Origin of the sequence: Cytophaga hutchinsonii ATCC 33406, assembly GCF_000014145.1 — a bacterium.
In the GTDB taxonomy this organism is placed as follows: domain Bacteria; phylum Bacteroidota; class Bacteroidia; order Cytophagales; family Cytophagaceae; genus Cytophaga; species Cytophaga hutchinsonii.
This window is the reverse complement of the sequence record NC_008255.1, coordinates 3,065,233-3,091,237: the sequence shown is the minus strand read 5'-3', so window position 1 is coordinate 3,091,237 and position 26,005 is coordinate 3,065,233. Positions and strand designations below refer to the sequence as shown.

Annotated in this window: 20 protein-coding genes; 14 read left to right on the top strand and 6 right to left on the bottom strand. The window is 40.1% G+C overall.

The window, feature by feature from the left end; genetic code table 11:
* Window positions 1-63: 63 nt before the first annotated feature.
* The 5 genes from xerD (at window position 64) to pyrF (ending at window position 6,670) form a co-directional block, all read left to right on the top strand.
* Window positions 64-963, top strand: coding sequence for a site-specific tyrosine recombinase XerD (xerD, locus tag CHU_RS13150; RefSeq protein WP_011586063.1), 900 nt, complete (start codon window positions 64-66; stop codon window positions 961-963).
* 358 nt (window positions 964-1,321) lie between these two features.
* Window positions 1,322-2,362, top strand: coding sequence for a quinone-dependent dihydroorotate dehydrogenase (locus CHU_RS13145; RefSeq protein ID WP_041932753.1), 1,041 nt, complete (start codon window positions 1,322-1,324; stop codon window positions 2,360-2,362).
* 217 nt (window positions 2,363-2,579) lie between these two features.
* Window positions 2,580-5,153 (top strand): FtsK/SpoIIIE family DNA translocase, encoded by a 2,574-nt coding sequence (locus tag CHU_RS13140; protein ID WP_011586061.1) that lies wholly within the window; start codon window positions 2,580-2,582, stop codon window positions 5,151-5,153.
* 34 nt (window positions 5,154-5,187) lie between these two features.
* A complete protein-coding gene (locus CHU_RS13135; protein ID WP_011586060.1) occupies window positions 5,188-5,832 on the top strand; it encodes a LolA family protein in 645 nt (214 codons plus the stop codon).
* 13 nt (window positions 5,833-5,845) lie between these two features.
* Entirely contained in the window at window positions 5,846-6,670 is an 825-nt protein-coding gene (pyrF, locus tag CHU_RS13130; protein ID WP_011586059.1) for an orotidine-5'-phosphate decarboxylase, read from the top strand.
* Here the strand turns inward: pyrF and CHU_RS13125 are convergent.
* Complete coding sequence (locus CHU_RS13125; protein ID WP_011586058.1) at window positions 6,660-7,775, bottom strand: AI-2E family transporter; 1,116 nt, start codon at window positions 7,773-7,775, stop codon at window positions 6,660-6,662. The two genes, pyrF and CHU_RS13125, sit on opposite strands and share 11 nt — an antisense overlap.
* An 84-nt stretch (window positions 7,776-7,859) precedes the next feature.
* On the opposite strand from CHU_RS13125, the gene CHU_RS13120 reads away from it, so the two are divergent.
* Both CHU_RS13120 and CHU_RS13115 read left to right on the top strand, forming a co-directional pair.
* Window positions 7,860-9,155: a DUF2851 family protein gene (locus CHU_RS13120; RefSeq protein WP_011586057.1), complete on the top strand. Its 1,296-nt coding sequence runs from the start codon at window positions 7,860-7,862 to the stop codon at window positions 9,153-9,155.
* A complete protein-coding gene (locus tag CHU_RS13115) occupies window positions 9,127-10,392 on the top strand; it encodes a hypothetical protein (protein ID WP_238379280.1) in 1,266 nt (421 codons plus the stop codon). Before CHU_RS13120 ends, CHU_RS13115 begins: the two co-directional genes overlap by 29 nt.
* On the opposite strand, the gene CHU_RS13110 is transcribed toward CHU_RS13115, so the two are convergent.
* Window positions 10,347-11,444 carry a hypothetical protein gene (locus CHU_RS13110; RefSeq protein ID WP_238379279.1) on the bottom strand — a complete coding sequence of 366 codons (1,098 nt, stop codon included), beginning with the start codon at window positions 11,442-11,444 and terminating at the stop codon, window positions 10,347-10,349. The genes CHU_RS13115 and CHU_RS13110 overlap by 46 nt on opposite strands.
* Window positions 11,445-11,571: 127 nt before the next feature.
* Here CHU_RS13110 and CHU_RS13105 point away from each other — a divergent pair, with 127 nt between their 5' ends.
* The 3 genes from CHU_RS13105 (at window position 11,572) to CHU_RS13095 (ending at window position 14,310) form a co-directional block, all read left to right on the top strand.
* A complete protein-coding gene (locus CHU_RS13105; protein WP_011586054.1) occupies window positions 11,572-12,216 on the top strand; it encodes an acetyltransferase in 645 nt (214 codons plus the stop codon).
* Between the two features lie 188 nt (window positions 12,217-12,404).
* Window positions 12,405-13,343, top strand: coding sequence for a rhodanese-related sulfurtransferase (locus CHU_RS13100; RefSeq protein ID WP_011586053.1), 939 nt, complete (start codon window positions 12,405-12,407; stop codon window positions 13,341-13,343).
* A gap of 274 nt (window positions 13,344-13,617) precedes the next feature.
* A complete protein-coding gene (locus CHU_RS13095) occupies window positions 13,618-14,310 on the top strand; it encodes a lysophospholipid acyltransferase family protein (RefSeq protein WP_041932391.1) in 693 nt (230 codons plus the stop codon).
* A 472-nt stretch (window positions 14,311-14,782) separates the two neighbouring features.
* Here the strand turns inward: CHU_RS13095 and metG are convergent, their stop codons facing one another.
* Entirely contained in the window at window positions 14,783-16,852 is a 2,070-nt protein-coding gene (gene metG / locus CHU_RS13090; RefSeq protein ID WP_011586051.1) for a methionine--tRNA ligase, read from the bottom strand.
* A gap of 585 nt (window positions 16,853-17,437) precedes the next feature.
* On the opposite strand from metG, the gene typA reads away from it, so the two are divergent.
* Together typA and CHU_RS13080 are read left to right on the top strand one after the other, a co-directional pair.
* Window positions 17,438-19,246 (top strand): translational GTPase TypA, encoded by a 1,809-nt coding sequence (gene typA / locus CHU_RS13085; protein ID WP_011586050.1) that lies wholly within the window; start codon window positions 17,438-17,440, stop codon window positions 19,244-19,246.
* Between the two features lie 320 nt (window positions 19,247-19,566).
* Window positions 19,567-20,511: a tetratricopeptide repeat protein gene (locus tag CHU_RS13080; protein WP_011586049.1), complete on the top strand. Its 945-nt coding sequence runs from the start codon at window positions 19,567-19,569 to the stop codon at window positions 20,509-20,511.
* A gap of 433 nt (window positions 20,512-20,944) precedes the next feature.
* Here the strand turns inward: CHU_RS13080 and CHU_RS13070 are convergent, their stop codons facing one another.
* Window positions 20,945-21,415 (bottom strand): hypothetical protein, encoded by a 471-nt coding sequence (locus CHU_RS13070; RefSeq protein ID WP_011586047.1) that lies wholly within the window; start codon window positions 21,413-21,415, stop codon window positions 20,945-20,947.
* Window positions 21,416-21,619: 204 nt separating this feature from the next.
* Here CHU_RS13070 and guaD point away from each other — a divergent pair, with 204 nt between their 5' ends.
* Together guaD and CHU_RS13060 are read left to right on the top strand one after the other, a co-directional pair.
* Window positions 21,620-22,957 (top strand): guanine deaminase, encoded by a 1,338-nt coding sequence (gene guaD, locus CHU_RS13065; protein WP_202944117.1) that lies wholly within the window; start codon window positions 21,620-21,622, stop codon window positions 22,955-22,957.
* 247 nt (window positions 22,958-23,204) lie between these two features.
* Window positions 23,205-23,453, top strand: coding sequence for a hypothetical protein (locus CHU_RS13060; protein WP_011586045.1), 249 nt, complete (start codon window positions 23,205-23,207; stop codon window positions 23,451-23,453).
* Between the two features lie 20 nt (window positions 23,454-23,473).
* Here CHU_RS13060 and CHU_RS13055 read toward each other — a convergent pair whose 3' ends face one another.
* Complete coding sequence (locus CHU_RS13055; protein WP_011586044.1) at window positions 23,474-24,994, bottom strand: ArnT family glycosyltransferase; 1,521 nt, start codon at window positions 24,992-24,994, stop codon at window positions 23,474-23,476.
* On the bottom strand, window positions 24,994-25,932 hold the full coding sequence (locus CHU_RS13050; protein WP_011586043.1) for a glycosyltransferase: 939 nt from the start codon (window positions 25,930-25,932) through the stop codon (window positions 24,994-24,996). Before CHU_RS13050 ends, CHU_RS13055 begins: the two co-directional genes overlap by 1 nt.
* Between the last annotated feature and the right edge of the window lie 73 nt (window positions 25,933-26,005).

Sequence of the window (26,005 nt, the reverse complement as noted above, 5' to 3'; positions counted from 1 at the left end):
TGTTAGCGAAATTAATATCCCTTACAATTACACTTTGTTAGCTGCCTGCATTAACTTTACACCATGAATTGGAAAATCCTGATCCGTCAGTTTAGAGATTATTTAAAACTTGAGCGTTCATTATCCGGTAATTCGGTTGAGGCGTATGAACATGATGTGATAAAATTCATGCAGTTTCTTGAACTGACAGAGCCATCTGTCGGTCCCTTACAGGTAAAGGGTAAGCATATTCAGCTTTTTCTGGAATACATTACAGAGCTTGGTATGTCGGCGTATTCACAGGCACGCATCTTATCCGGTATCAAATCTTTTTTCAGATTTTTGTTAATGGAAGAAATCAGGGATGAAGATCCTTCTTCTTTGATTGACAGTCCCAAGCTTGGGCGAAAGCTTCCGGATACGTTATCTTTTCCGGAGATAGAACAGATTCTGCTGGCAATAGATCTTTCAACACCAGAAGGCATGCGCAACAGGGCCATGCTTGAAACGTTATACAGCTGCGGACTTCGAGTATCGGAACTGACAGACCTGAAAATTTCAAACCTGTTTTTTGACGATGGTTTTGTGAAAGTTTTGGGAAAAGGAAATAAGGAACGCCTTGTGCCTATTGGTCGTGATGCGCGTAAATACATTGGAATGTATCGTAACGAAGTGCGGTGCCATCTGGACATTGTAAAAGGTGCAGAAAACTATGTGTTTTTAAATCGCAGGGGAAATAAGCTTAGCCGGGTAATGGTATTTACCATCATCAAAAATTTAGCAGTCAAAATCGGACTGAAAAAAACAGTAAGTCCCCATACATTCAGACATTCTTTTGCCACCCATTTAATTGAAGGTGGGGCAGATTTGCGTGCCGTGCAGGAAATGTTGGGCCACGAATCGATTACGACCACAGAAATTTATACCCATCTGGACCGGGATTATCTGCAACAGATCATCAAAGATTTCCACCCCCGTTCGTAGGGGCGAATTGCATTCGCCCCCGTCAACAGGTATTGCATTCGCCCCCTTCCACAGGTAATACATTCGCCCCCCTTCAACAGGTAATGCATTGCCCCCTTCAACAGGTAATACATTCGCCCCCGTCAACAGGTAATGCATTCGCCGCTGTCAACGAATTGCATTCGCCCCCTGTACAACAGAATTGCATTGCCCCCGTCAACGGAATTACATTCGTCCCCGTCAACGAATTGCATTCGCACCGGCAGCCTTTAGGGCTGTCCAACCGGGCGAATGCGATTCGCCCCTACAGTTTTCCACAATTCTTTCCTTCTCAATGTGTCTTTCCGTATTTTTACGAACGCATTTAAACGATACGATCTTGTATAAACTTCTTATAAAACCCATTCTGTTCTGTTTTACACCTGAACGCGCGCATCACATTACCTTTACGGGATTAAAAATCTTATTCAAAATTCCGGGCGTAAGCAGCATTTTCCGTTCAATATATGCCGTACAAGATAAACGATTAGAGCGTACCGTATTTGGTATCACATTTCCCAATCCGGTTGGTTTAGCAGCAGGCTTTGATAAAGATGCTAAAATTGTAGATGAGTTTTCATCGCTTGGCTTTGGGTTTATTGAGATCGGTACAGTAACACCGGTACCGCAGGCAGGAAATGATAAGCCACGTCTGTTCCGTTTGCCGGAAGATAAAGCGATCATCAACCGCATGGGATTCAACAATGGCGGTATGAAAGAAGTAGCTGCGCGCCTGCGTAAGCGCAAATCCAGGGTGTTGATTGGAGGTAATATTGGTAAAAATAAAGTGACACCAAATGAAGAAGCGTTAAATGATTATATCAAAGCGTTTAATGAATTGTTTGATTGTGTAGATTACTTTGTTGTAAATGTAAGTTCGCCCAATACACCCGGTTTACGTGCCTTGCAGGAAAAAGGACCGTTAACGGAATTGTTAAACCGGTTACAGGAAGTTAATAATCAGAAAAGCGTTCCGAAACCAATTCTGTTGAAAATAGCACCCGACTTGACGAACGAACAATTAGATGACATCGTTGAAATAATTACCGAAACAAAACTTAGCGGTATCATTGCAACCAATACAACCATTTCCAGAGATGGTTTAACAACGGAAAAAGAAAAGGTAGAAAAAATCGGAATGGGTGGTTTAAGCGGCAAACCATTAACGGTAAGGTCTACAGAAGTAATCCGGTATCTTGTAAAAAAATCAAACGGTAGTATTCCGGTGATTGGTGTTGGTGGAATTCATTCACCGAAAGATGCACTGGAAAAACTGGAAGCAGGCGCTTCGCTGATTCAGTTATATTCCGGTTTTATTTACGAAGGCCCGGCATTAGTGGGAGCGATCAATAAGGAAATTTTAAGAAATATAAAGTACTGAGTACAAAGTACAAAAAATGGTAATTAAACTGTTTTTTGTGATAGAATGAAATGGTAAAGAAGTTAGATTTTGCTAAAGAAAATTATTTGTACTTTGTACTCAGTACTTTATACTTGATTTTAGTAATAAAAAGTTTACTTGTCCGGCCTGGTAACGCGTACCTGATAACTAGCAACTAACATATTATTTAGTTAACTTTAAGGGTTATAACGCAAATATGGCTGAGAATACCTATAAGGCTGATAATACGCCTCTTCCGAAGAAAAATAATAGAACAAATACAGCATCTGCATCAAAGAAAGCTGCCAAAGCCGATCCTCAGCCTGAGGAAACGGAAAAAGGTCCTTCTGCAATTATAACATTCTTTAAAGACCGCCGCTTTCATCTGGTATCGGGAATGTTTATCATGCTTTTTTCCTTTGCCTTACTGATTGCATTTACATCGTTTTTATTCAGCGGACGCAATGATCAAAGTATCGTAGAAGCGTTATGGAATACCAGCGTGCAGGAATCGGGAAAAGAAGTTGATAATTTACTGGGCATTGTAGGTGCTGCGTTATCCTATATATTTATTTACAAATGGTTTGGTATGGCATCGTACCTGTTCCTGCCTATCTTCTTTTTTGCAGGCTACAAAATCGTATACCAATCGTCTCCGATTAATATTTCCACGTTAATCAAAAGCACATTCTTTTTCCTGTTGTGGATCAGTTCCACGCTGGGGTTTGTAGTACTGACATTTAAAAACGATACCTATTTGTCTTTTCTAAGCGGTGGTATCGGTTACGACATGGCAGAATATCTGGATAATATCATCGGATGGGGTACACCTTTCCTGTTATTGTTTTTTATGCTGGCATTCATGATCTATTTTTTCAACATAACAAAAATGCCGTTGTTCGGTGCACAGAATATTGATGAAGTAGAAGAAGTCAATGGACTTGCGGTTAATGAAACAGAGGAAGAGGAAGAAGAGGAATTGGCCGAAGAAGGGGAAGAAGAAATAGAAGAACTTGAAGAAGAAGAAATAGAGGAGCTGGAAGAAGAGGAGCTGGAAGAAGAAGAAACGGAAGAAGAGGAAGAAGAATGGGTAATCGAGCGCAAAGAACCTGTTGCTGTTAAAGGTCCTTCTGAACTTCAGATTGAAACACCAATTATTGAACCGATGGTGGAGCCGGTAGTTGCAGCAAGTACCGGAACAGATGATGAACTGGCGCTGGTTGTTGAAAAAGGCGGTGATCAGGAAGCAGAAGATCTTCCTGAAAATTTAGAAAGCTTTAATTATGATCCAACGCTTGATTTATCTTCTTATAAATACCCTACATTCGATTTGCTGAATGAATATGATGCAAGCAAAGTTGTTCAGGTTTCAAAAGAAGAATTAAGTGCCAATAAAGATAAGATCGTAGAAACACTTTCGCATTACAACATTGGTATTGCAAGTATCAAAGCAACGATCGGGCCTACTGTAACGTTGTATGAAATTGTTCCTGAAGTTGGTATTCGTATCTCGAAGATTAAAAACCTGGAAGATGATATTGCATTAAGTTTATCTGCTTTAGGTATTCGTATTATCGCACCAATACCAGGTAAAGGAACCATTGGTATTGAAGTGCCGAATAAAAATAAAGAAATGGTTTCCATGCGTTCTGTATTATCTACAGAGAAGTTCATGAAATCAGATAAGGAATTGCCCGTTGTATTTGGTAAGACTGTTTCGAATGAAGTATTCGTAGTAGACTTAGCGGAACTGCCGCATTTGCTTATTGCCGGTGCAACGGGCCAGGGTAAATCTGTCGGCTTAAACGTATTGCTGGCGTCGTTACTTTATAAGAAACACCCGTCGCAGTTGAAGCTGGTATTGGTTGATCCGAAAAAAGTAGAATTAACCCTTTTCAATAAAATTGAACGCCATTTCTTAGCAAAACTTCCCGATGGCGGCGATGCTATTATTACCGATACAAAAAAAGTAATTCATACACTGAATTCTTTATGTGTTGAAATGGATCTGCGTTATGACTTATTAAAAGATGCACAGGTACGGAATATCCGCGAATACAATAAGAAGTTTGTAGAACGTAAACTGAATCCGAATAACGGCCATCGTTTCTTACCGTACATCGTTCTTGTTATTGATGAGCTTGCTGACTTAATGATGACGGCAGGTAAGGAAGTGGAGACGCCCATTGCCCGTCTGGCTCAGCTGGCCCGTGCCATTGGTATACACTTGGTTGTTGCAACACAACGGCCTTCTGTAAACGTTATTACAGGTATTATTAAAGCCAACTTCCCGGCACGTTTGTCCTTTAAAGTATCTTCTAAAATTGATTCACGTACCATTCTGGATGCAGGTGGTGCAGACCAGTTGATCGGTAAAGGAGATATGTTATTTGCCCACGGAGACATGGTACGTCTGCAATGTGCGTTTTTAGATACTGCTGAGGTAGAGCGCATTTGTGAATTTATTGGTTCTCAGCGTGGTTATGAAATGGCATACAAATTGCCTGAGTTCTCCGACGATGAAACCGGGCAGGATAAAAGTGACTTCAATTTCTCCGAAAAGGACCCGTTATTTGAAGAAGCCGCTAAAATACTTGTCATGCATCAGCAGGGAAGTACTTCTTTGCTGCAGCGCAAATTAAAGCTTGGTTATAACCGTGCCGGCCGACTCATCGATCAGCTGGAAGCTGCGGGAATTGTTGGCCAGTTTGAAGGAAGTAAGGCACGGGAAGTATTAATAAAAGATGAATACTCGCTGGAATTTCATTTGAAGAGCCTGGATCAACGTTAAAAAATAATTTATAATAACACGAATACTAAATACCATGAAAAAAATAATTCTGATTTTATTGCCTGTATTTTTTATTGTGATTGCGGCCTTCGGACAATATGATCCTAAAGCCCTGACCATATTAGATGAAATGAGTAATAAATTTAAAACGTATTCTTCATTCAAAGCAACTTTTACCTATACATTGAAGAATGCATCTGCAAGCATAAATGAGGTTGCCAATGGTGAACTGATGGTACGTGGCGGCAAGTATAAGATCAAGCTTCCTAAAATGGAAATCATCAATAATGGAACAACGGTATGGAACTACATGCAGGAGGCAAACGAAGTAAATATCTCTACATACGATCCTGCCGATGATGATATTTCGCCAACAAAGATTTATACCATGTACAAGAAGGGATACAAGTATACGTATATTGGTGATCGCGTTGAAGCAGGCAAAACATACCAGATGATTGAACTGGTACCGGAAGACAGAAAAAACAGATTTTTCAAGATTAAACTGGAGATCAATAAACTTGACAAATCAATCAAGAACTGGAAGTTATTTGAGAAGAACGGAAACATCTACGATTATACTATTAAAACATTTACCCCCAACACCATTTCAGACGATACACCTTTCACGTTTGATAAATCAAAATATCCGGGAGTAGAAGTAATAGATCTGCGCTAATTAAAAAATAATCATGAACAAAGCAGATTTAGTAACAAGCATTAAGCATAAGAAGTCCTACCTGTGTGTGGGTCTGGATACAGATACTACAAAAATACCTGCGCATCTATTAAAAGCTAAAGATCCGATCTTTGAATTCAATAAATACATTATTGATGCAACCATTGATTATGCGGTTGCCTATAAACCAAACCTGGCATTTTATGAATCGCTTGGCAAGGCAGGATGGGAGTCGTTAGAGAAAACACTGGAATGGATGCCGAAAGATGTATTTACCATTGCAGATGCAAAAAGAGGTGATATCGGTAATACTGCTACCATGTATGCAAAAGCATTCTTTGAACAGTTACCGTTTGATTCTGTAACGGTAGCACCGTATATGGGAGAAGATTCGGTTACTCCTTTTCTGGCGTTTAAAGATAAATGGGCTATTGTATTGGCTCTGACGTCGAATGCAGGCAGCAAAGATTTTCAGCAGCTTTCATTAAGCGATACAAATCAACCGCTTTATAAAGAAGTGCTTAAGAAATGCGCGGCTTGGGGAAGTGATGAAAACCTGATGTTTGTAGTAGGAGCAACAAAAGCTTCGTATTTCAAAGAAATCCGTACGATTGTTCCGGATCATTTTTTATTGGTTCCCGGTGTTGGTGCGCAGGGAGGGAACTTACAGGAGGTTTCTCAGTTTGGATTGAACAGTTCATGCGGCTTACTGGTAAACGCGTCAAGAAGTATTCTATATGCTGCAAACGATGAAACGTTTGCAGCAGCTGCAAAAGCAGAAGCAAAGCAGATGCAGCAGGAAATGAAAACATATTTAGAAGATTACCTTAGCTGGTAATCTTCTTTTTAAATAATTTCATTTTTATTTTTTTAAACGTTTTAGTGAAGAAACTCTCTTCTTCACTTTCATCATCACTCAGCAGAATACTTAGCGGTTTCAGCGCTTCAATATGATCACAGAAGATTTTGAAAATGCCTAACAGCGGGATGAATAAAACCATACCTGCAACTCCCCAGATCATACCGCCAATAATAACAATGAAAATAGTTGCAAGCGAATTGAGGCGCACATAACCACCAACTACATTTGGTGTAGTAATATTGTTATCAATAAACTGGTTGAACATAAAAATGGCCAATACACCGACCGGATACCAAAGCGAATCTTTATAGATCAATGCCATGATCATCGGTAAGCCTGCACCAACAAAAGAACCGATGTAAGGAATGATATTTAAAAAACCTGCCAGTAAGCCTAAGAAAATACCATGTTCAATACCTAAAAGTGTTAAACCAACCGCATTCATCACACCAATAATTGATAAGGCAATACACAGGCCGGTTATATAATGCATAACCAGTGATTGTACTTTGTTCAGTATCGATAATGCTTTTTCATGTTGTTGTTCATCAATCAGCGATAAAATAAACAATTTGATCTTTCCTCTGTAAAGCTGCAGGAAGAAGGTATAGATCATTACAAGTGTAAGGCCGAATACAAAGTTACCTACTCCAACCAAAAGGGTTGTGCCTTTCTGGAAACCCGATTTTAATAACTGTTCAGACTCTTTATCAAACCAGGCTTCCTGTTCCTTTTCATCCATGCCTGTATACTCATTCACTGTTGCCTGCAAGGCATGTGCTTTTGTTTTTATCTTGCTTTCAATCATATCATAATCTGAAATGATGTTAGAAACCTGTGTGGAGATAAAATAACTGACGCTGCAGATTATAATCAGAAAAAGCACCAGCGATAAAATGATGGAGCATACCTCATTCGGAATGAATTTCTGAATTTTTTTTGATACAGGCAGCAGTAGTAAAGATAGCAGGCCTGCAAAAAATACAGGCACAAGAAATGCTTTCGCATAAATCATTCCCACGACCAATAAAAAGACAAATACCAATAGAAGGGTTATACGGAATAATACGGTTTGTTTCATAGCTTTTTAAAAAGTTCTTTACTGAATATACAAAATTAATGTAATATTGTACGGGGATTTTTTATTTAAACTTTTTATATAGCTATGGTTAATGAAGAACTTTTATGGGTGCTTTGGCAGCACCTGTTATTTTCAGTTGAGTCGTTACACACAACAACAGGTGAGCCAATCATTATTAAACATACCGGAACATTGAATGTGCATGCCGGTCCGGATTTCAGTCTGGCAAAATTATGTATTGATGGTATTGAGTGGGCCGGCGATGTGGAGATACATACGAAGGCTTCTGATTGGTACAAACACAAACATCAGCACAATCCTGCCTATGAATCGGTTATTCTGCATGTGGTGTATGAGGCAGACATTGATATTACCCGTGCAGACGGGTCATGTATACCGGTACTTGAGCTAAAGGACCGCATTCATACAATGCATCTGGAAACTTATGGATATCTGATGGAAGAAAAAAAAACTGTTCCCTGCGCGCATGCTATTCATGAAATACCAGCCATTGTTATGGAACAAATGAAACAACGTGTGCTGATTGAGCGGCTTGAGCGTAAAACAGATGGACTGTTTCAATTATTAACGGATCAGCCGAACTGGAAAATGATTGCCGGAAGATTAATTTTCAAATCATTTGGTACCGGTTTGAACGATTATTTATTTGAACGTATGGCGCAGCAGATGGATTTTAATAAACTGGATCGTTTATCTTATGCACCCAAATCGATAGAAGCATTATTTTTTGGTTGTTCAGGTATGCTTGAAAAAGACTGGGCAGATGATTTCCCTGCTGCACTGAAAAAGGAATATACGTATCTGCAACGTACGCAAACAGTAACGTGTACGATTGATAGTTCTGAGTGGAAGTTTCTCCGTACCCGTCCGGTGAATTTCCCAACCATACGCCTGGCACAGCTTGCAGCTCTTTTCTCAAATACAGACTGGTATGCATCTTTCAGTTCGATAACGTCTGTTAAATATGCAGAAGATTTTCTGAATGTTTCCTTATCAGATTACTGGCTGAATCATTACCGGTTTGATGTGCTCTCTAAACCAGCACCAAAGCACATCGGCAAAACGTTTGCAAATACGTTTCTGCTTAATGCTTATATCCCATTTCTGGTATTGCATGCACGGTATTATAAAAATGAAACGACCTGGGAACAGGTATTTGAAATGCTGGATACCATTCAGGCAGAAGATAATGCAATCACCCGGGTATGGAAAGAACTGGGCATCCGAATGGATACAGGTTTTGATAGTCAAAGCGGACTGGAATTATACAAGATGTATTGTACTCATAAAAAATGTTTATCTTGTAGTATTGGATTTTCTATCTTACGTAATGCATCTGTTTCTGCTGTTGTTAAGTAGTTTTTTATTGGGTCTGATTTGTTTTGTATCATACAGGCAGATTGCTGTTGATATGCGCAAGAGCTTTTTATTTCTGATAAGTTACCGGTTTGTTTTTTTTTGTATTCAATCGATATTGTTTTATACCGTTTATCAAAATCAATTAGATGCGGTATTTTATCATACAGCACTGGTTGAGTTGTTTCAGGATTTTAAAACGCATCCGTCTGATCTGCTTATATTCCTGCAAGGCAATTATTCTGATCTGCATGTAAGCAGCTGGCTGCAGGCATATCTGTCAGAAGAGGTACGGGTAGCTTTTTTCCTGAAAATATTAAGTCCGTTCTTTTTACTTTCTGCAGCTGATTATTATTTATTGGGAGCCTGGCTTACACTTTTTGGTACGCTTTGTTTTATGCCGTTTCTCCGGCTGGTCAGAAATGAAAAAACGTTTACTATATGGCTACTTGTTTTGTGTGTGCCTTCCTTTACAATCTGGACAGTTGGTGTATTAAAAGAAGCCTTTGTAATTCCGGTATTGTTCTTCCTGTATTATTTACTGCATCACATCATTCAATCAAAAGGAAAAAATGTATTGTACATTGTTTTTTTTATCGGATTCATTTTACTGGTCTGGTATATTAAATATTATCTGGTAGCAGTATTTTTACTTGTATGCTTTATTTATTGTGCCGGTACGTTTATAAAAATAAACAGCACATCCATATTGATCACTGCAATAGTATTTGTACTTCTTGTGATAGGCCTGGGCCATCTGCATCCTGCTTTACAATGGAATGTTTTACCGGAAGTTATTTATATCAGTTACACACTTACCTGTACAAAATTTGTAGATGCATACGCGTGCATACCGTTTGATCTGGATATGAGCTGGAATTCAATTATACTGAATTATCCAAAGGCTATGCTGTATGCTTTTTTTAGTCCCTTTCCGTGGCAAATACATAATGTTACCTCATTGGTAGCTGCTCTTGAAAGTTATCTGTTCGTGGGCTTGTTTTGTATGCTGCTGTATAATGTTGCTGCAAAAAAAATAACGATATCAAAGATTGAAATACTGACGTTGGTATTTGTCTTATTTGCCGGCGCTTTATTAATTCTTGCATCACCGAATATCGGGAGCTTTAGCCGTTACCGGATTTTCTATTTACCGTTTTATGTATATATACTGTTAAAATATTCAGGTATTGGTTATACAATACTGTATTTACGTTTTAAAAACCGGATCGAAAAATAACTACCAAGTCCCGCCCAGATAAATACCACTGGCAGGAGTGGAGCAAGAAACCTGCCATCCCAATCGGCATAGGTAAGCATAACCAGCATAGAATTTATACCGCCATAAAGCAGCGTAGCCAGTGCCAGTTCCGCAAATGCATTTTTATATTGAATGAACCCGATGATTGCCATTACATAGGCCGGCAATAGATACAAAACTATATACACATTATGCGGTAAGCTGTAATAACTCCGCACATCCATCCATAAAGCGGCAAAGCGGCCCGTAAAAAGCTCCATACTTTTTGCCGGGTTAGAAAAGACCAGATGCACTATTTTAGCAATACTTCCGCTTGACGGATCATCTGCGATGCACATTCCAGCAGATGTGGTCCACTGATCATAGCCGCAAATAATTTCTCCTTTATTAAAGGAATCAAGCAGGAACTGATAAAAAGTATCAGTAAAGCTGTTTAACAGAAACAATATGATTGCCGCGCCTGTTATAAAAAACAACCATAATTTTTTAGCCTGACGGAAAAATTGCATGCCATACATACAACAGCAGGTAAGTAATACAATTCCCCCATTAGGGCGTGTAAGCGCTGCCAATGCAGCAAGTGAAAAAAGCATAAACCATTTATGAGATGTTTTTTCAAGTGAAAATGCCCAGACAAATAAGAGGATCACACTAATGAAAACGGATTCGGTGAGCAGACACGTATTCCATTGCTGAATGGGTACATACATTATTACGAGGAGCGTTGCAATAAAGGCTGCCTCTTTATTTTTTAATAATGTAGCAAGGCCCCGATAAAAGAATACCGTTGCGGTAAGGGAAAATACGTATTGAAAAACGATCGTTGGATAAATGGAATGAAAGACGAGTTTTGATAACGACAGAAATACCGTGTATCCGGAATACCACAGCAAGTAACTGGCTTCAATGTTTCCGTTTAGCCACGCATCTGCTTCGGCCTCAAAGCGTGTGGTGTCAATAGCGTATTTGATTCCTAAGAAATAGAATACTATTCCATTTATCAAAAGCCAGCAGCTGATTACAATGTACATATGTCTGTCGGGATGCATCAATTAAATATATAGCTTATAAAATAGTTTTTATCTTATATCCTGTATGCAGATATGAAACAAGGGATAGTTTTAATAAATTGCAGGTAAATTTGTGAAAAGAATAGATATGGAAAAGAAAGATGCAGTAATTATTTTCGGCGCTTCTTCCTTAGGAAAAGCTGCCTTGGAAATATTTGAAAGCAATGGGATGGTAGCGTATGGCTTCCTGGACGATACAAAGGCATTACACGGAACTGAAATAAATAATGTAACGGTATTGGGTTCAACAGATGATGATACCTATCTGAAATTAATCGGTGCGAGCTGTGATGCATTTATTGCAAGCGACGAACCAAAGCTGCGCGAAGGTTTGACTAAGATGCTGCATGAACGCAGGCAGACACAGGCTGTGAACGCGATCCATTCTACTGCATCAATCGCGCACTCCGCTTCTATCGGCCATGGTAATTTTATTAACGGCGCTGCGGTGATCAGTTCCAATGCAGAAGTAGGCAGTCACTGCCTGATTCACACCGGAGCCATCATTGACTTTGAAGCCGTAGTAGAAGATTTTGTACAGATCGGTGCCGGCGCCATTATTAATGCCGGTGCTAAGATTGAGAAAGGTGCGTTTATCGGTACCGGCGCAGTTATCATTGGCGGAATTACGATCGGTAAAAATGCTCGTGTAGGTGCTGGATCTGTAGTGATTGCACCGGTGAAGGATAAAGAAACGGTGTTCGGAAATCCGGCACAGGCAATGAAAGCCTAAAGGCAAATAACAAATTACAAAAGACAAATTACAAATGAGCTGGCCCCAGTCTTAGCGTAGCAGTGACTGGGGCCTATTATTTAGTAGTCTTTGACTACATTTTTCATTGATTCCCATCATTTTTTCATTTTTCATAATTTTCTTATCTTTGTATCAACACTTAGATTGAAACTAAGCTACGTTATACAATGAAAGATTATCAGATTCTCCTTTATTACTGCTATACCCATATAGCAGATCCGGATGCTTATCGGGAAGAACACCACCTTAAATGTCTTGAACTTGGTTTGCTTGGCCGTATCATTATTGCGAGCGAAGGTCTTAACGGTACTGTTTCCGGTACGGAAGAAGGCTGCCGTCAGTACATGGAATATGTAAAAGCCGATCCGCGTTTTGAAGCGCTGGAGTTTAAGATTGAAGCACACGAAGGGCATGCATTTCAGAAATTGTATGTGCGTGTAAAACCTGAGATTGTACACTCATCCCTGAAGCATGTAGACCCGACAAAACGTACGGGAAAGCATCTGGAGCCTGCTGAGTTTAAGGCGATGAAAGACCGCGACGATGTGGTTGTATTGGATGTACGTTCCAATTACGAACATCAGGTAGGTCGGTTTAAAAATGCCGTTACCATTGATATGGAAAACTTCCGGGATTTTCCGGAGAAGATAAAAGAACTCGATCACCTGAAAGGGAAGAAGGTGCTGACGTATTGTACAGGCGGAATCAAATGTGAGAAGGCAAGCGCGTTCTTACTGGAACAGGGCTTTGAAGATGTGTACCAGCTGCATGGCGGTATCATTAAATATGGTATCGAACAGGGCGGCGAAGACTTTGAAGGGAAATGCTATGTATTCGACGGGCGTGTAATCGCGGACGTGAACAAAGTAAACCCAAGCATCATTTCTACCTGTTATGTATGCGGTACCTTAAGCGACCGCATGGTAAACTGCTCGAACCCGGTGTGTAACCGGCATGAGCCGATGTGTGAAGCATGCGGTGAAAAAATGCAAGGTGCGTGCTCGGAGGAATGTAAATGTCATCCGGAGAAACGTCCGTATGATGGCACCGGTGCGTATCCGAAAGAGTTGAACGGATACGATCCGTATCTGCACGTAAAGCGGTAAATTCTTTTCGCGAGAAAATTCCATTCGCCGCGGCGAAAACAAAAAACAAATTTCAAACGGAGTAAATATTTTAAAGAGTGGTACTAATTAGTACCACTCTTTTTTGTTTTATTGAGCCTATCTTGAAGTCGCAAATTGTGACTTCAAGATAGGCTCAATAATCATTTCTTAAAAACAACTTTCTTTGTATATCACTATTTTTTAGAAGTTTTTACCGATATTTGAAAGATTATTATTCAATCAAATAACCGTTTGTTGATATAAATTCATTCGCATGAGTGCTATCCGTTTAACGGGAATGATCATCTGGTCTATTCTCTGTATCACGTCTTCTATTGTTGTCCGTATTCTTACGTTTTCTACGCACTTAGGTGTAGCGATGGCGCGTACCGTATGGGCGCCGGTAATATTGTGGATGGCCGGAATAAAATTAACGGTGAAAGGACTTGAACACATTCCTGCAGAAAAGAAACCCTATATTGTTGTATCCAATCACCAGTCGGTGATCGATATTCCGATCCTGTTTTATGTGCTGCCGTTCAATGTATATTTTGTTGCGAAAAAAGAAATTGCGAAAGTGCCTTTTATCGGCTGGTACATGTACATGATGGGTATGATTTTCATTGACCGTGGCAGCCGCGATAAAGCGCTGCAGAGTATGATCAATGCCGGTACGCTGATCCGTGAAGGTAAAAGTGTGATGACGTTTCCGGAAGGCACGCGTTCGCTCAATGAGAAGATCGGTGTGTTTAAGGCGGGTACGTTTGTAATGGCTGAAAAAGCGGGCGTTGAAATACTTCCTGTAAAGATTTCCGGCGCAGGCAAGATCTGGCCAAGCGGCGGTTTTACAATCAAACGCGGACCGGTTACTGTTTCAATCGGCGCACCAATCTCTACAGCTGGCCTGAACGATCAAACGAGAGCGAAGTTTATCGAAGAGGTTAAGGGGAGAGTAGAAGGGCTGTAATTGCTTAAGGCTTAAAGCTTAAAGCCTAAGGCGGAATGGTGTGGAAAATTTATACTTAGAGTTAGTATTATGAAATCAAGCTTAGATGCATCAGATATTCAAAAGAAGCTTAAACAACATACGAAATAAGGAAATCCTTCGAGCGTTGGAGGACCGCTTGCCGTATCCGGATTACTGCTAACTAATGAGAGTCGTCGGTTGTTGGTGGCCACGCGTTGTCTCCGGTTCATTATACAGATATTAGTACTTGCGCGACACCAACAACAGCGAGCATTATTCCTATCATAAACAAACAAAAGCCCGCGATCACTCACGGGCTTTGCTATTAGCATTAAACGCTCAATCTCTATGAGTTGTTGGTGACGCCTGAGTTTGATTTGTTCCTAACGATATATGCAGGCAGGCTAAACACCAACAACGGCTGGCGAATCTCTATCCGTTTGTTTTCGCCGCGGCGAATGGAATTTAAACGTTATCCAATCATACTGCCCGCATTCACCACCGCCGCCGGTTGGACAAATTTCAACGAACCATCTGCATCTTCAGCCATTAAGATCATACCCTGAGATACGATGCCTTTAATCTCACGTGGCGCAAGGTTGGCAAGTAAGGATACCTGCTGACCGATGATCGCTTCCGGTTCGAAGTGTTCGGCAATGCCGCTTACTACCGTGCGTTCGTCGATACCAGTTTTTAGCGTAAGCTTTAATAATTTTTTTGTCTTCGCTACTTTCTCTGCTGCAATGATCGTTGCTACACGAATATCCATTTTGGCAAAGTCATCAAAAGAAACATTTTCTTTCAATGGTTTTACTTCCGCGTTCGCAAGCAAGTTTGCCTGTTTGGTATCTTCCAGTTTTTTTACCTGTGCTTCAATGGTTGCATCTTCAATTTTATCAAACAACAACTCTGCTGTGCCTAACTGATCACCTGCTTTTAACAAGTCGATTGTGCCCGCATTGTTCCAGGTGTTTGCTTTCAGGTTTAGCATCGTAAATAATTTTGCCGATGTAAACGGAATGAAGGGTTCAGAAACGATTGCTAAGTTCGCTGCGATCTGTAAGCCGATGTGTAAAATCGTTTTTACGCGTTCGGGATTTTCTTTGTAGATCTTCCACGGTTCGGTATCGGCTAAATATTTATTTCCCAAACGTGCCAGGTCCATCATGAAACCAAGTGCTTCACGGAAACGGTACTGCTCGATCGATGCAGCGATCTTCGCCGGAAATTCTTTCAGCATCATGATTACACCTTCGTCCGAAGCTTCAAGCTTTCCTAAAGCAGGAATTACGCTGTCATAATATTTATGTGTCAATACCAACGCACGGTTTACAAAGTTTCCGTAGATCGCAACCAGTTCATTGTTGTTGCGCGCCTGGAAATCCCGCCAGGTAAAATCGTTGTCTTTTGTTTCCGGAGCATTCGCACATAAGGCATAACGCAATACGTCCTGTTTGCCTTTGAATTCTTCCAGATATTCATGCAGCCAAACGGCCCAGTTACGTGAAGTAGAAATTTTATCGCCTTCTAAATTCATGAACTCATTTGCAGGCACGTTGTCCGGAAGTATGTAACTTCCTTCTGCCTTTAACATAGCAGGGAAGATGATGCAATGGAACACGATGTTGTCTTTACCGATAAAGTGTACCAGCTTGGTATCGTCTTTCTTCCAGAAATCTTCCCAGGTATTATTCTTATGAACGGCTTTAATTTCAGAATTTTTGAAATAATCTTTTGCTGCAGAGATGTAACCGATCGGTGCATCAAACCATACATACAATACTTTGCCTTCGGCACCGGCAACAGGTACAGGTACACCCCAGTCTAAATCGCGTGTAACGGCACGGGGCTGCAGGCCCTGATCCAGCCAGGATTTGCATTGACCGTATACATTGGTCTTCCAGTTTTTATGATCTTCTAAGATCCATTGTTTCAACCAAGGTTCGTATTGATCCAATGGCAGGAACCAGTGTTTGGTTGATTTCATTACGGGCTTCTCACCGCTAAGTGTAGAGCGCGGATTGATCAGTTCAGACGGACTTAAGGTTGAACCGCATTTCTCGCACTGATCGCCGTATGCGTTTTCGTTGCCGCACTTCGGACAGGTGCCGATGATGTATCTGTCTGCCAGGAATTGTTCTGCTTTCGGATCGTAGTATTGTTCGCTGGTCTGTTCAATGAACTTTCCATCTTCATATAATTTTTTGAAGTATTCGGAAGACGTTTCCGCATGGATCTTTGAAGAGGTTCTGGAATAGATATCAAACGAGATTCCCAGTTCTTCAAACGATTGTTTGATCTGTACGTGGTATTTGTCTACCACCTGCTGCGGTGTAACGCCTTCTTTTTTTGCACGGATGGTAATGGGTACACCATGTTCGTCTGAACCGCCGATAAACAATACATTTTCTCCTTTTGAACGTAAAAAACGCGCATAAATATCCGCGGGTACATACACACCCGCCAAATGGCCGATGTGGACCGGACCGTTGGCATACGGGAGGGCAGAGGTAATGGTATATCTGGATGGTTTGTTGGTCATAATCGTAATCTAATGAACTGCAAATATAGAAAATAAGGCTTAAAGCGGAAGGTATTTTAGCCCAAAGCTTAAAGCCTAAGGCCTAAAGCCCGAAACATTAAGTTAGACATGAGAAGACGGTTAGAACACTTTTCAGGCTGAAAGCCTGACATATTTTAACTTGGGGCATCGCCCCAAGTTGTGAAAGGGAAGAAGGCTAACTCTTGGGGCGATGCCCCAAGTTTTGCTATTACAGCCTTTCAGGCTGAGTCCTTTAATAGTTCACTTGATGTACTGGTTAGAGTGCTTTTCAGCCTGAAAGGCTGACATAGTTCAACTTGGGGCATCGCCCCAAGAAATTGAGGCAGGCTTTTACGTTTTTAGGTTCGCATTCTACTTTATCTTACCTGAAGCATATTACTTTTTCATTAATTTTAAGGGATTTAAAAACCTTGTTTTCAGCTTAAAAATAGCATTTTCAGCCTTAGGCTTTCGGCTTTAGGCCTCAGGGAAGATGTATTTTAGCTTCTTTTTCAAAGCTTTAAGCATTAAGCTTTTCGCATTAAGCTTTTTTTCCGTACTTTTGCACCTTATAAAATTCAATTTATGCAGAGTATCAGGAATATTGCGATCATCGCACACGTCGATCACGGTAAAACAACATTGGTTGATAAAATCATTCACGCGTCTAAAATCTTCAGAGAGAACCAAGTATTCGAAGACTTGATCTTGGATAACAACGATCAGGAACGTGAACGAGGCATTACAATTCTAGCTAAAAACGTTTCTATTCGTTATAAAGAACATAAAATTAACATTATCGATACACCAGGTCACGCCGATTTCGGTGGTGAAGTGGAGCGTGTATTGAAAATGGCTGATGGTGTAGTGCTATTGGTAGATGCATTTGAAGGCGCTATGCCTCAAACGCGTTTCGTATTGAGCAAGGCATTGGGCTTGGGCTTAAAACCGATCCTGATCGTAAACAAAGTAGATAAAGAAAACTGCCGTCCGGACGAAGTACACGAAGAAGTATTCGACTTAATGTTCAACTTAGGTGCAAACGAGCATCAGCTTGATTTCGTTACACTTTACGGTTCTGGCCGTGGTGGCTGGATGAGCACAGACTGGAAAAAGAAAACAGAAGATATCATTCCTTTGCTGGATGCAATCGTGGATCACATTCCACCTGCACCGGTGCATGAAGGTATTCCTCAAATGCAGATCACTTCATTGGATTACTCTACATTCACAGGCCGTATCGCAATCGGTCGTGTATTCAGAGGCGAATTAAAAGAAGGCGGACAGTATTCATTAACTAAAATGGATGGTTCGATCAAAAAAGTAAAAATCAAAGAACTTCACTCGTTCGAAGGTTTAGGCAGAGTACGTGTTGAAAGCGTTTTAGCTGGTGATATCTGTGCCGTAGTTGGTATTGAAGATTTCGAAATCGGTGATACAATCACAGATCTTGAAAAACCGGAAGCGTTACCACGTATCGCTGTTGATGAGCCTACCATGAGTATGCTTTTCACAATCAACAACTCTCCGTTCTTCGGTAAAGAAGGTAAGTTTGTAACTTCCCGTCACCTGAGAGATCGTTTGATGAAAGAGTTAGAGAAAAACCTTGCTTTACGTATTCAACCAGGTGAGTCTGAAGATAAATTCTTAGTATTCGGCCGTGGTATTCTTCACTTGTCTGTATTGATCGAGACAATGAGAAGAGAAGGATATGAATTACAAGTGGGTCAGCCGCAAGTATTGTATAAAGAAATTGATGGCAAACGTTGCGAACCGGTAGAAGTACTGGTAGTGGATGTACCTCAGGAAACTTCCGGTAAAGTAATTGAATTGGCTACGCAGCGTAAAGGTGAGTTGCTGATCATGGAACCAAAAGGTGACTTACAACACTTAGAATTTAAAATACCTTCCCGTGGTATCATCGGTTTACGTACAAACGTGTTGACGGCAACATTCGGTGAAGCAATTATGACACACCGTTTCGACGGATACGAGCCTTATAAAGGTGCTATCCCTGAACGTGTGAGTGGTTCTATCATCTCTATGGATAGCGGTGATGTTACTGCATACGCATTGGATAAATTACAGGACAGAGGTAAGTTCTTCATCGAACCGGGTGATGTTATTTACCAGGGTATGGTTATCGGTGAGCACAACCGTCAGAACGATATCACGGTAAACGTACAGCGCGAAAAGAAATTGACCAACATGCGTGCATCCGGTACAGATGATAACGCTAAGATCGCTCCGAAGATTAACTTCTCATTAGAAGAGATGATGGAATACATCCAGAAGGATGAATACATCGAGGTTACGCCTAAGTCTTTACGTATGCGTAAGATCCTTCTTGACGAGAACGAGCGTTTGAGAAACACGAAAAAAGAAGCTGTTTAGTCTCTTCACTAACATACATTCAGAGCCTTCCTGTATTCTACGGGAAGGCTTTTTTGTTTGTGTGTATAAGGCACTCATATGGCTATTGACGGATATTTACGAACTGGATTCAACCGTTTATTGTTGGTGTCCGGAGATGATACGCGATGAAATACAATTCAATTTCAACAGGAAAACATCTGGACGATAAAGCCGGTGAATCTATTTATTCTCTTTCTCTTTTCAACTATTTGAATAACCGATATAATTAAATATATTAACATAAGAATAGTATTTTCCCCTGAATATTATTTCATTTACTTAGAAATCTTTGTACTTACATGATAAGAGTTGTATGTCTTGCCGCAGCGTTATTTTTTTCATTTACCTATTCATTTGCCTGCATGCAAGGTATGCGCATGCTGAGCGACGGCACAGTCATTGCCAGGGAAAATCAAAGCCTGACGATTCCCGGAGGCAGTGTTCTGGTTCATCAGAATGAAAAAGTATTGCTGCGGTTAGATAGCTTATGGAAAGCCAAAAAGGATATAACGTATTTAACGGATTATGCATTGGTTCTTGTTGTAAATGGTAAATATGAGGAAGCTAAAAACAGTTACCTGGAGCTCGAAAAAGCAAAACCCGATCAGTATACCACGGCATCAAACCTGGGCACGGTATACGAACTGCTTGGCGATAATAAGAATGCCCTCACATGGATTCAGAAAGCTGTGCAGTTGAATCCTGCATCACATGATAGTTCTGAATGGCTGCATATACGGATACTTGAAGCAAAGATCGGTGGTAATAAATTCATGAATACAAATTTCTTATTGCATACGGATTTTGGCAGAGATTCCATGCCTGCTTCGGAATTGTCAAAAACAGAATTACAGCACTTGCGTAAAGCCTTATTTTATCAGCTGAATGAGCGGCTGACATTTATTCATTCAGAAGATAAAATTGTTGCCCAGCTTTTATTTGATCTTGCAGATCTTTCTTTACTTACCGGTATGAATATCTATCAGGTGAATGATCTTTACAGCATGGCAAAAAAGTATGGTTATGCAGGTCCGCTTTGGGAAAGACGTTATACCAACGCAAAGCAGTTGAGTCAGAAAATTAACCGCGGACAGGCTGCCGAAATACCGCTGCACGGGGCAGAAGCGCATACACCTGAAGTGAATTTTCCCTGGGCCATTATTTTAAGTATCTGCTTTTTGATATTTCCTGTATTGGCATTTCTATATCTGAAAGGACGGTTGAACAGTCATAAAGAGGATTAAATAACGAGGAGCATTTGAATAATTCTTTTTTGTTCTGATCTGTTCTCTCAGCAGCCTTTGTGTGTTTTTCCTGGTGTACTCCGGTGATCCTCTATTTTCCAGCAAACAGGATATGTAACCGGGAAAAGATATAAGGAGAATTATACACCTGTTAAAGTAAGAGGTATGTTTGATTCAACAAGGTTGTGTGATGTGATTATAAATACAGGAGTTTTACAGAGAAGAAAACGTGTTTATTTATTCGCCAACGTAATAAAAAATCAGATGAACGCATCCGTGCTATCAAAAAAAGTAGTCCGGGCTGTCACGATTTGTAAACCATTTTTAGAAGCTTGTTTATTCATTGGACGTTCCAATGATATTATACAGGCCCAGGTAAAATTTAACGCAGAACATCCTGTCTATGCAGGATGTTCTGCGTTAAAACCAATATTTAATTTGAAAATTCACCGATAAAAGGCAGTTCGTCTAAAATCTCAAATTTGATTGCCGTCTGAATATAATCGTCTAACTGTAAAAAATGTGCAGCTGTTTTAGAACCCAATTCTTTTTTCATTTTAGCATAATATTTTCCGCGTAATGCATCTTCTTTTTTGTCCAATGCAAGCCATTTTTTCATGAAGATGTCTGCATCGGTATTGGTCATTGTCTGATACTTTTCAACATACATTTTTAGCAGGTCAATACGCTCTGCACCTAATGTTGTACGGTCTGTTTCAAATGATCCGTAAACATTCCAGAATTTATCGAACTCGTCTGCTTTCAGATGCATGTTGTCAGAAAAATAAGCTCTTTTTTCCTGTTTGAAAACCGTGTTAAACATTTCATCATGTGTTTGCGCCTGTGCTAAAAAAGAAATGGATGAGAATAAAATAAAAGATAAAATGGTAGTTATTTTTTTCATGGGTGTAAGTGTTAAGTTTTACTAAATGTAGTTTTTTTTTACAGACAAATAGTAGCAGACTATCAAATACTTTTTCAAAAAACAATTTGATGAAAACCTGTTTTTTATTGTGCTATTTGAGTATATTCTGTACTGATTATGCATGCTGCCGGCCTTTTGATAAAAGTTATTCCGTTCAATCTTTTTTACAGGTATATTTAGCCTATGAATGAATTAATGCAGGAGTATGGATCAAATTGTTTTGCTGTACGCGGAGCCATCGTATACCTTACCGGCGATCCCTTTCTTGAAACAGCAGAAACCTGTTTGCAGTATATAGAAGATGGTTTACTGATTATTGATGCAGGCAAAATTCTGTCATGCGGAACTGCACAAAAATTACTTCGTTCGTTACCCGCCGCAGTTCCTGTGCAAACCTATCCGCATGGAATTATTTTACCCGGTTTTATTGATACGCATATTCATTATGTGCAAACGGATATGATCGGTTCATACGGCGAACAATTATTGGATTGGTTGAATACATATACCTTTCCGGAAGAATTGAAATTCAGTGATCCGTTTCATTGTAAAAATGTTGCAAAACGATTTATGGATCAGCTGCTGAAAAGCGGCACAACTACTGCTATGGTTTTTTGCGCCGTGTATCCCGAATCGGTTAATGCATTGTTTGAAGAAGCGCAAAAAATAAACATGCGGCTTATTGCGGGCAAAGTACTGATGGACCGTAATGCACCGGAAGGATTACTGGATACAGTACAGAGCGGCTATGCCGATTCTAAACGGCTTATTGAAAGATGGCATGGTACGGGCAGGTTGTCGTACGCTATCACACCGAGATTTGCACCTACAAGCTCCCCTGAACAGTTAGAGGCTGCGGGGCAATTATGGAAAGAACATCCAACAACGTATATTCAATCCCATATATCTGAAAATAAAAAGGAGGTAGCATGGGCTGCGTCTTTATTCCCTGAACGGAAAAATTATCTGGATATATACCACCACTACGGACTTACAGGAAAGCAGGCCCTGTATGCGCACGGCGTACATTTACTGGAAGAAGAATTTCAATGCTGTTACGATACAGGTACTTCATTGGCACATTGTCCTACATCCAATATGTTTTTAGGCAGCGGCTTGTTTGATGTATCGGCAGCGAAAAATAAAAAACGTCCGGTAGAAGTTGGCTTAGGTACGGATGTTGGAGCAGGGACAAGCTTTTCAATGTTGGTTACGTTAAATGAAGCCTATAAAACCGGTCAGCTGAGGAATGTTCCCCTGGATGCAGTAAAGCTGCTGTATCTGGCAACGTTAGGAGGCGCAAGGGCATTGTCGCTCGAAGATAAGATCGGTACACTGGAGGCAGGGAAAGAGGCTGATTTTATCGTATTGAATACACACGCTACTTCCTTAATGAAAGAGCGTATGGAACGCGTAACATCTATTCAGGAAGCATTGTTTTTGTTAACGGTGCTGGGAACAGAAGAAACCGTTGAAGCAACTTATGTAGCCGGGAAATTGGTTTATAAAAAACAATTTTAATAAGAGTATGTTGTTGAACATGTGATGTATTACATCAATCTGTTTTTTTATTATAATAAAACGAATTTGTTGTATCGGGTATGTTAATTTTTCAATAATTCATCCTGTTAAGCTTGAATTCTTTGGTAAAAATAGCGATATTCAAATACCGTAATTTTTAATTGCGGCTACAATATAATTCATGTATAAGCGTCTTATATGAAAGGATTATTTGAAGCCTTAGGTATTAACAATAAAAATTGAAGCTATGAATTTTGAAAAACTGACAGACGAATTAAATAACAAAGCTGTTGTTACACGCTTGAAGAAAGGAAGTTTATCTTATCTTAAATACGGAGAAGTATTTGTAGGTAGATTGGTTGGGCGTACAAAAAATTCTACGGATAAGATAGGTACAACGATTGCATCATTAACCGTATTAGCGGGAAATTATATTGCGTATCAAATTCCTACGCAGGATATTATTGAGATTACTGAAAAGTTAATGAAAAGATAGTTGAGCGTATTAACGCTCAGCTATCTTTTTAATTTATAGACATAAAAACTGCCCACAGAATCAATGCGTTGTTCCAGGTAGGGAGCAAGTTCTGTTTTTTCGGGCACCAGTATTGTATCCTTGGTTGAAATATAAAGATATGTTGCTCCGCGGTCTATATAATTTTTGATCCGCGGTTCTGTCATCAGTGTATCTGCTTTCAATAACTGGTCCCACGTATCGTATCCAAATCCTTTTTTGTGCAGGAAATAAAAATAGATGCAATGCGAATCGTCTTCTCCTACAATACATAAGGCATCTTTCGGAACCGCATTTGAAAGCTGAGCCCGGGTATCTTCGTTATACAATTCCATTGCAACATATTTATCCGGATTCATCCAGCGCGCAGGCAAGATCCGTAGTGCGGCTACAATCGGGTTGGCTGCTATCAAAAGCAGTACAACAGCTGCAAACCCGTGTCTCCACAATTTGTTAGCACCATAAGCAACAATACATGCTAAAAACGGGTAATAGGGCATCATATAATAGCTGTGATATTTCATTTGCTTCAATTCAACCATATGGTATAAAACAATACCAATGAATAAGAACAATGCCGGTATGAAATATGCTTTTTTATATCCTTTTCGTTTGAAAAAGTAATAACAGGCTGCAAGCACAAAACCTGTATTGGCAAAATTTAAAATTAATTCCGGTAAATCAGAGGTAATGTTCTGGGTAAGAATGTGGATGATGGTTCCGATGTTTGTTTCGGAACGGATCTCTAATCCGAAATCTGCCAGTCCGGATTTTTTTATCAGTTCAATCGCATACAGATACCATGCAATCGGGATACCAACCGATACCAGTCCGAATATGAACAGGTAGATAAGCACCTGTAGTGAAAGTAGCTGTTTGTAATCCTGTATGAGCATTCCAACGATGGCAAAACCAATCAGTAAAAAATAAAGTTTAACAAGTCCCGCTAACGACAACAGGAGCATACTGGCTATAAAAAAAACGATATTGTTTTCGGTTGTTTTTACGGTATCAAACCAGCGCACAAAGTAATAGAAGCCCCAAATCATTAACGTCAAAGCGAGAATGTCGGGCAAGGCATTGAATTGAAAATAAAACAGGTCGGGGAAAAATAATAAGGCAATGGCCCCGGAATTTGCTATGACATAATTATTGAAAAGGTAGTATAAGAGGCTAAATAATCCGGCTATACCGATAAAGAAGATAACGGTTGTATATACCCGGTGTACCCAGTTCTGTTCCCCGGTTATCTGGTAAATAGCTGCCAGGCCCCATTCATAGGCAGGAAAATTTGCTCCTGTAATACCCGATTGATCAAACCGGTTATCAACGCGTGGTTCAAGTATATTCATTCCTTCCTCATGGAAATTGCGTGCAATAGCAAGTGTATTGCATTGTCTCCAGATGTGTGCACTTTCAGGTGGCCTGTTAACAAAAGGAAGGTGAATCAAGGCATTGATAAGTAATGCCAGCAACAAGGGTTTGTTGCTTTTTGAAAATGCATGCTTAAAAAACGCAATCATTAGTCTTTTTTTGAGGTAGTGGTTTTTTCCCGAACAATATATAAGGGACGTTTTCTTACATTGGAACTGATGCGGCTGATGTATTCACCAATAATACCAATAGCGATTAATTGTATGCCGCCGATGAACATGACACTTAAGATCAGGGATGTCCAGCCGGGTACGTAATCCTGAAGGATAAATCTGGAATATAAGGCGTACAGCATAATGATAAATGCGATAAACGAAACCACAAATCCCGATATGGTTGCAAACCGGATCGGCAAATCGGAAAAAGAGGTAATACCGTCTAACGCAAACCGGATCATTTTTTTGTAGGTGTAGCCTGTAACTCCGGCTAAGCGTTCATCACGGTCATATTCAACAAATGTCTGGTTGAATCCGATCCAGGAAATCTGGCCACGTAAAAATTTGTGCTGCTCAGGCATGTTTTTTAGCACATCTACAATTTTACGGTCAATCATCCGGAAGTCTCCTGTATCAACAGGAATAGAAATAGAGGTAATGCTGGCAAGTGTTCTGTAAAAAACCTGTGCGGTATATTTTTTTAAAAAGCTTTCGCCTTTTCTGCTTCTGCGTTTGGCGTAGACTACTTCATAGCCTTCCTGCATTTTCGCATACATGTCGCCGATCAGCTCAGGCGGGTCTTGCAGATCGGCATCAATGATCACGATCTTATCGCCTGTACAGCCATCCAATCCGGCTGTTACAGCAATCTGATGCCCGAAATTTCTACTGAAGTCGATATACTTAACGGCAGGATCAATGGACGCCAGCTGTTTGATCAGCGTAATGGAATTGTCTTTACTGCCATCGTTTACAAACACAAATTCATAGGTTAACTCTAACGATGAAACAACATTTTTTAACCGCGCATATAAAGCCGGAATATTATGTTCTTCATTATATATAGGGATAATTATGGAGAGTGTTTCCATTTTTAATTCAATTTAACCGTAAATGTATCAATTTTATGTGGATTCATTTCCAGATAAAATGAATTATTGTCTG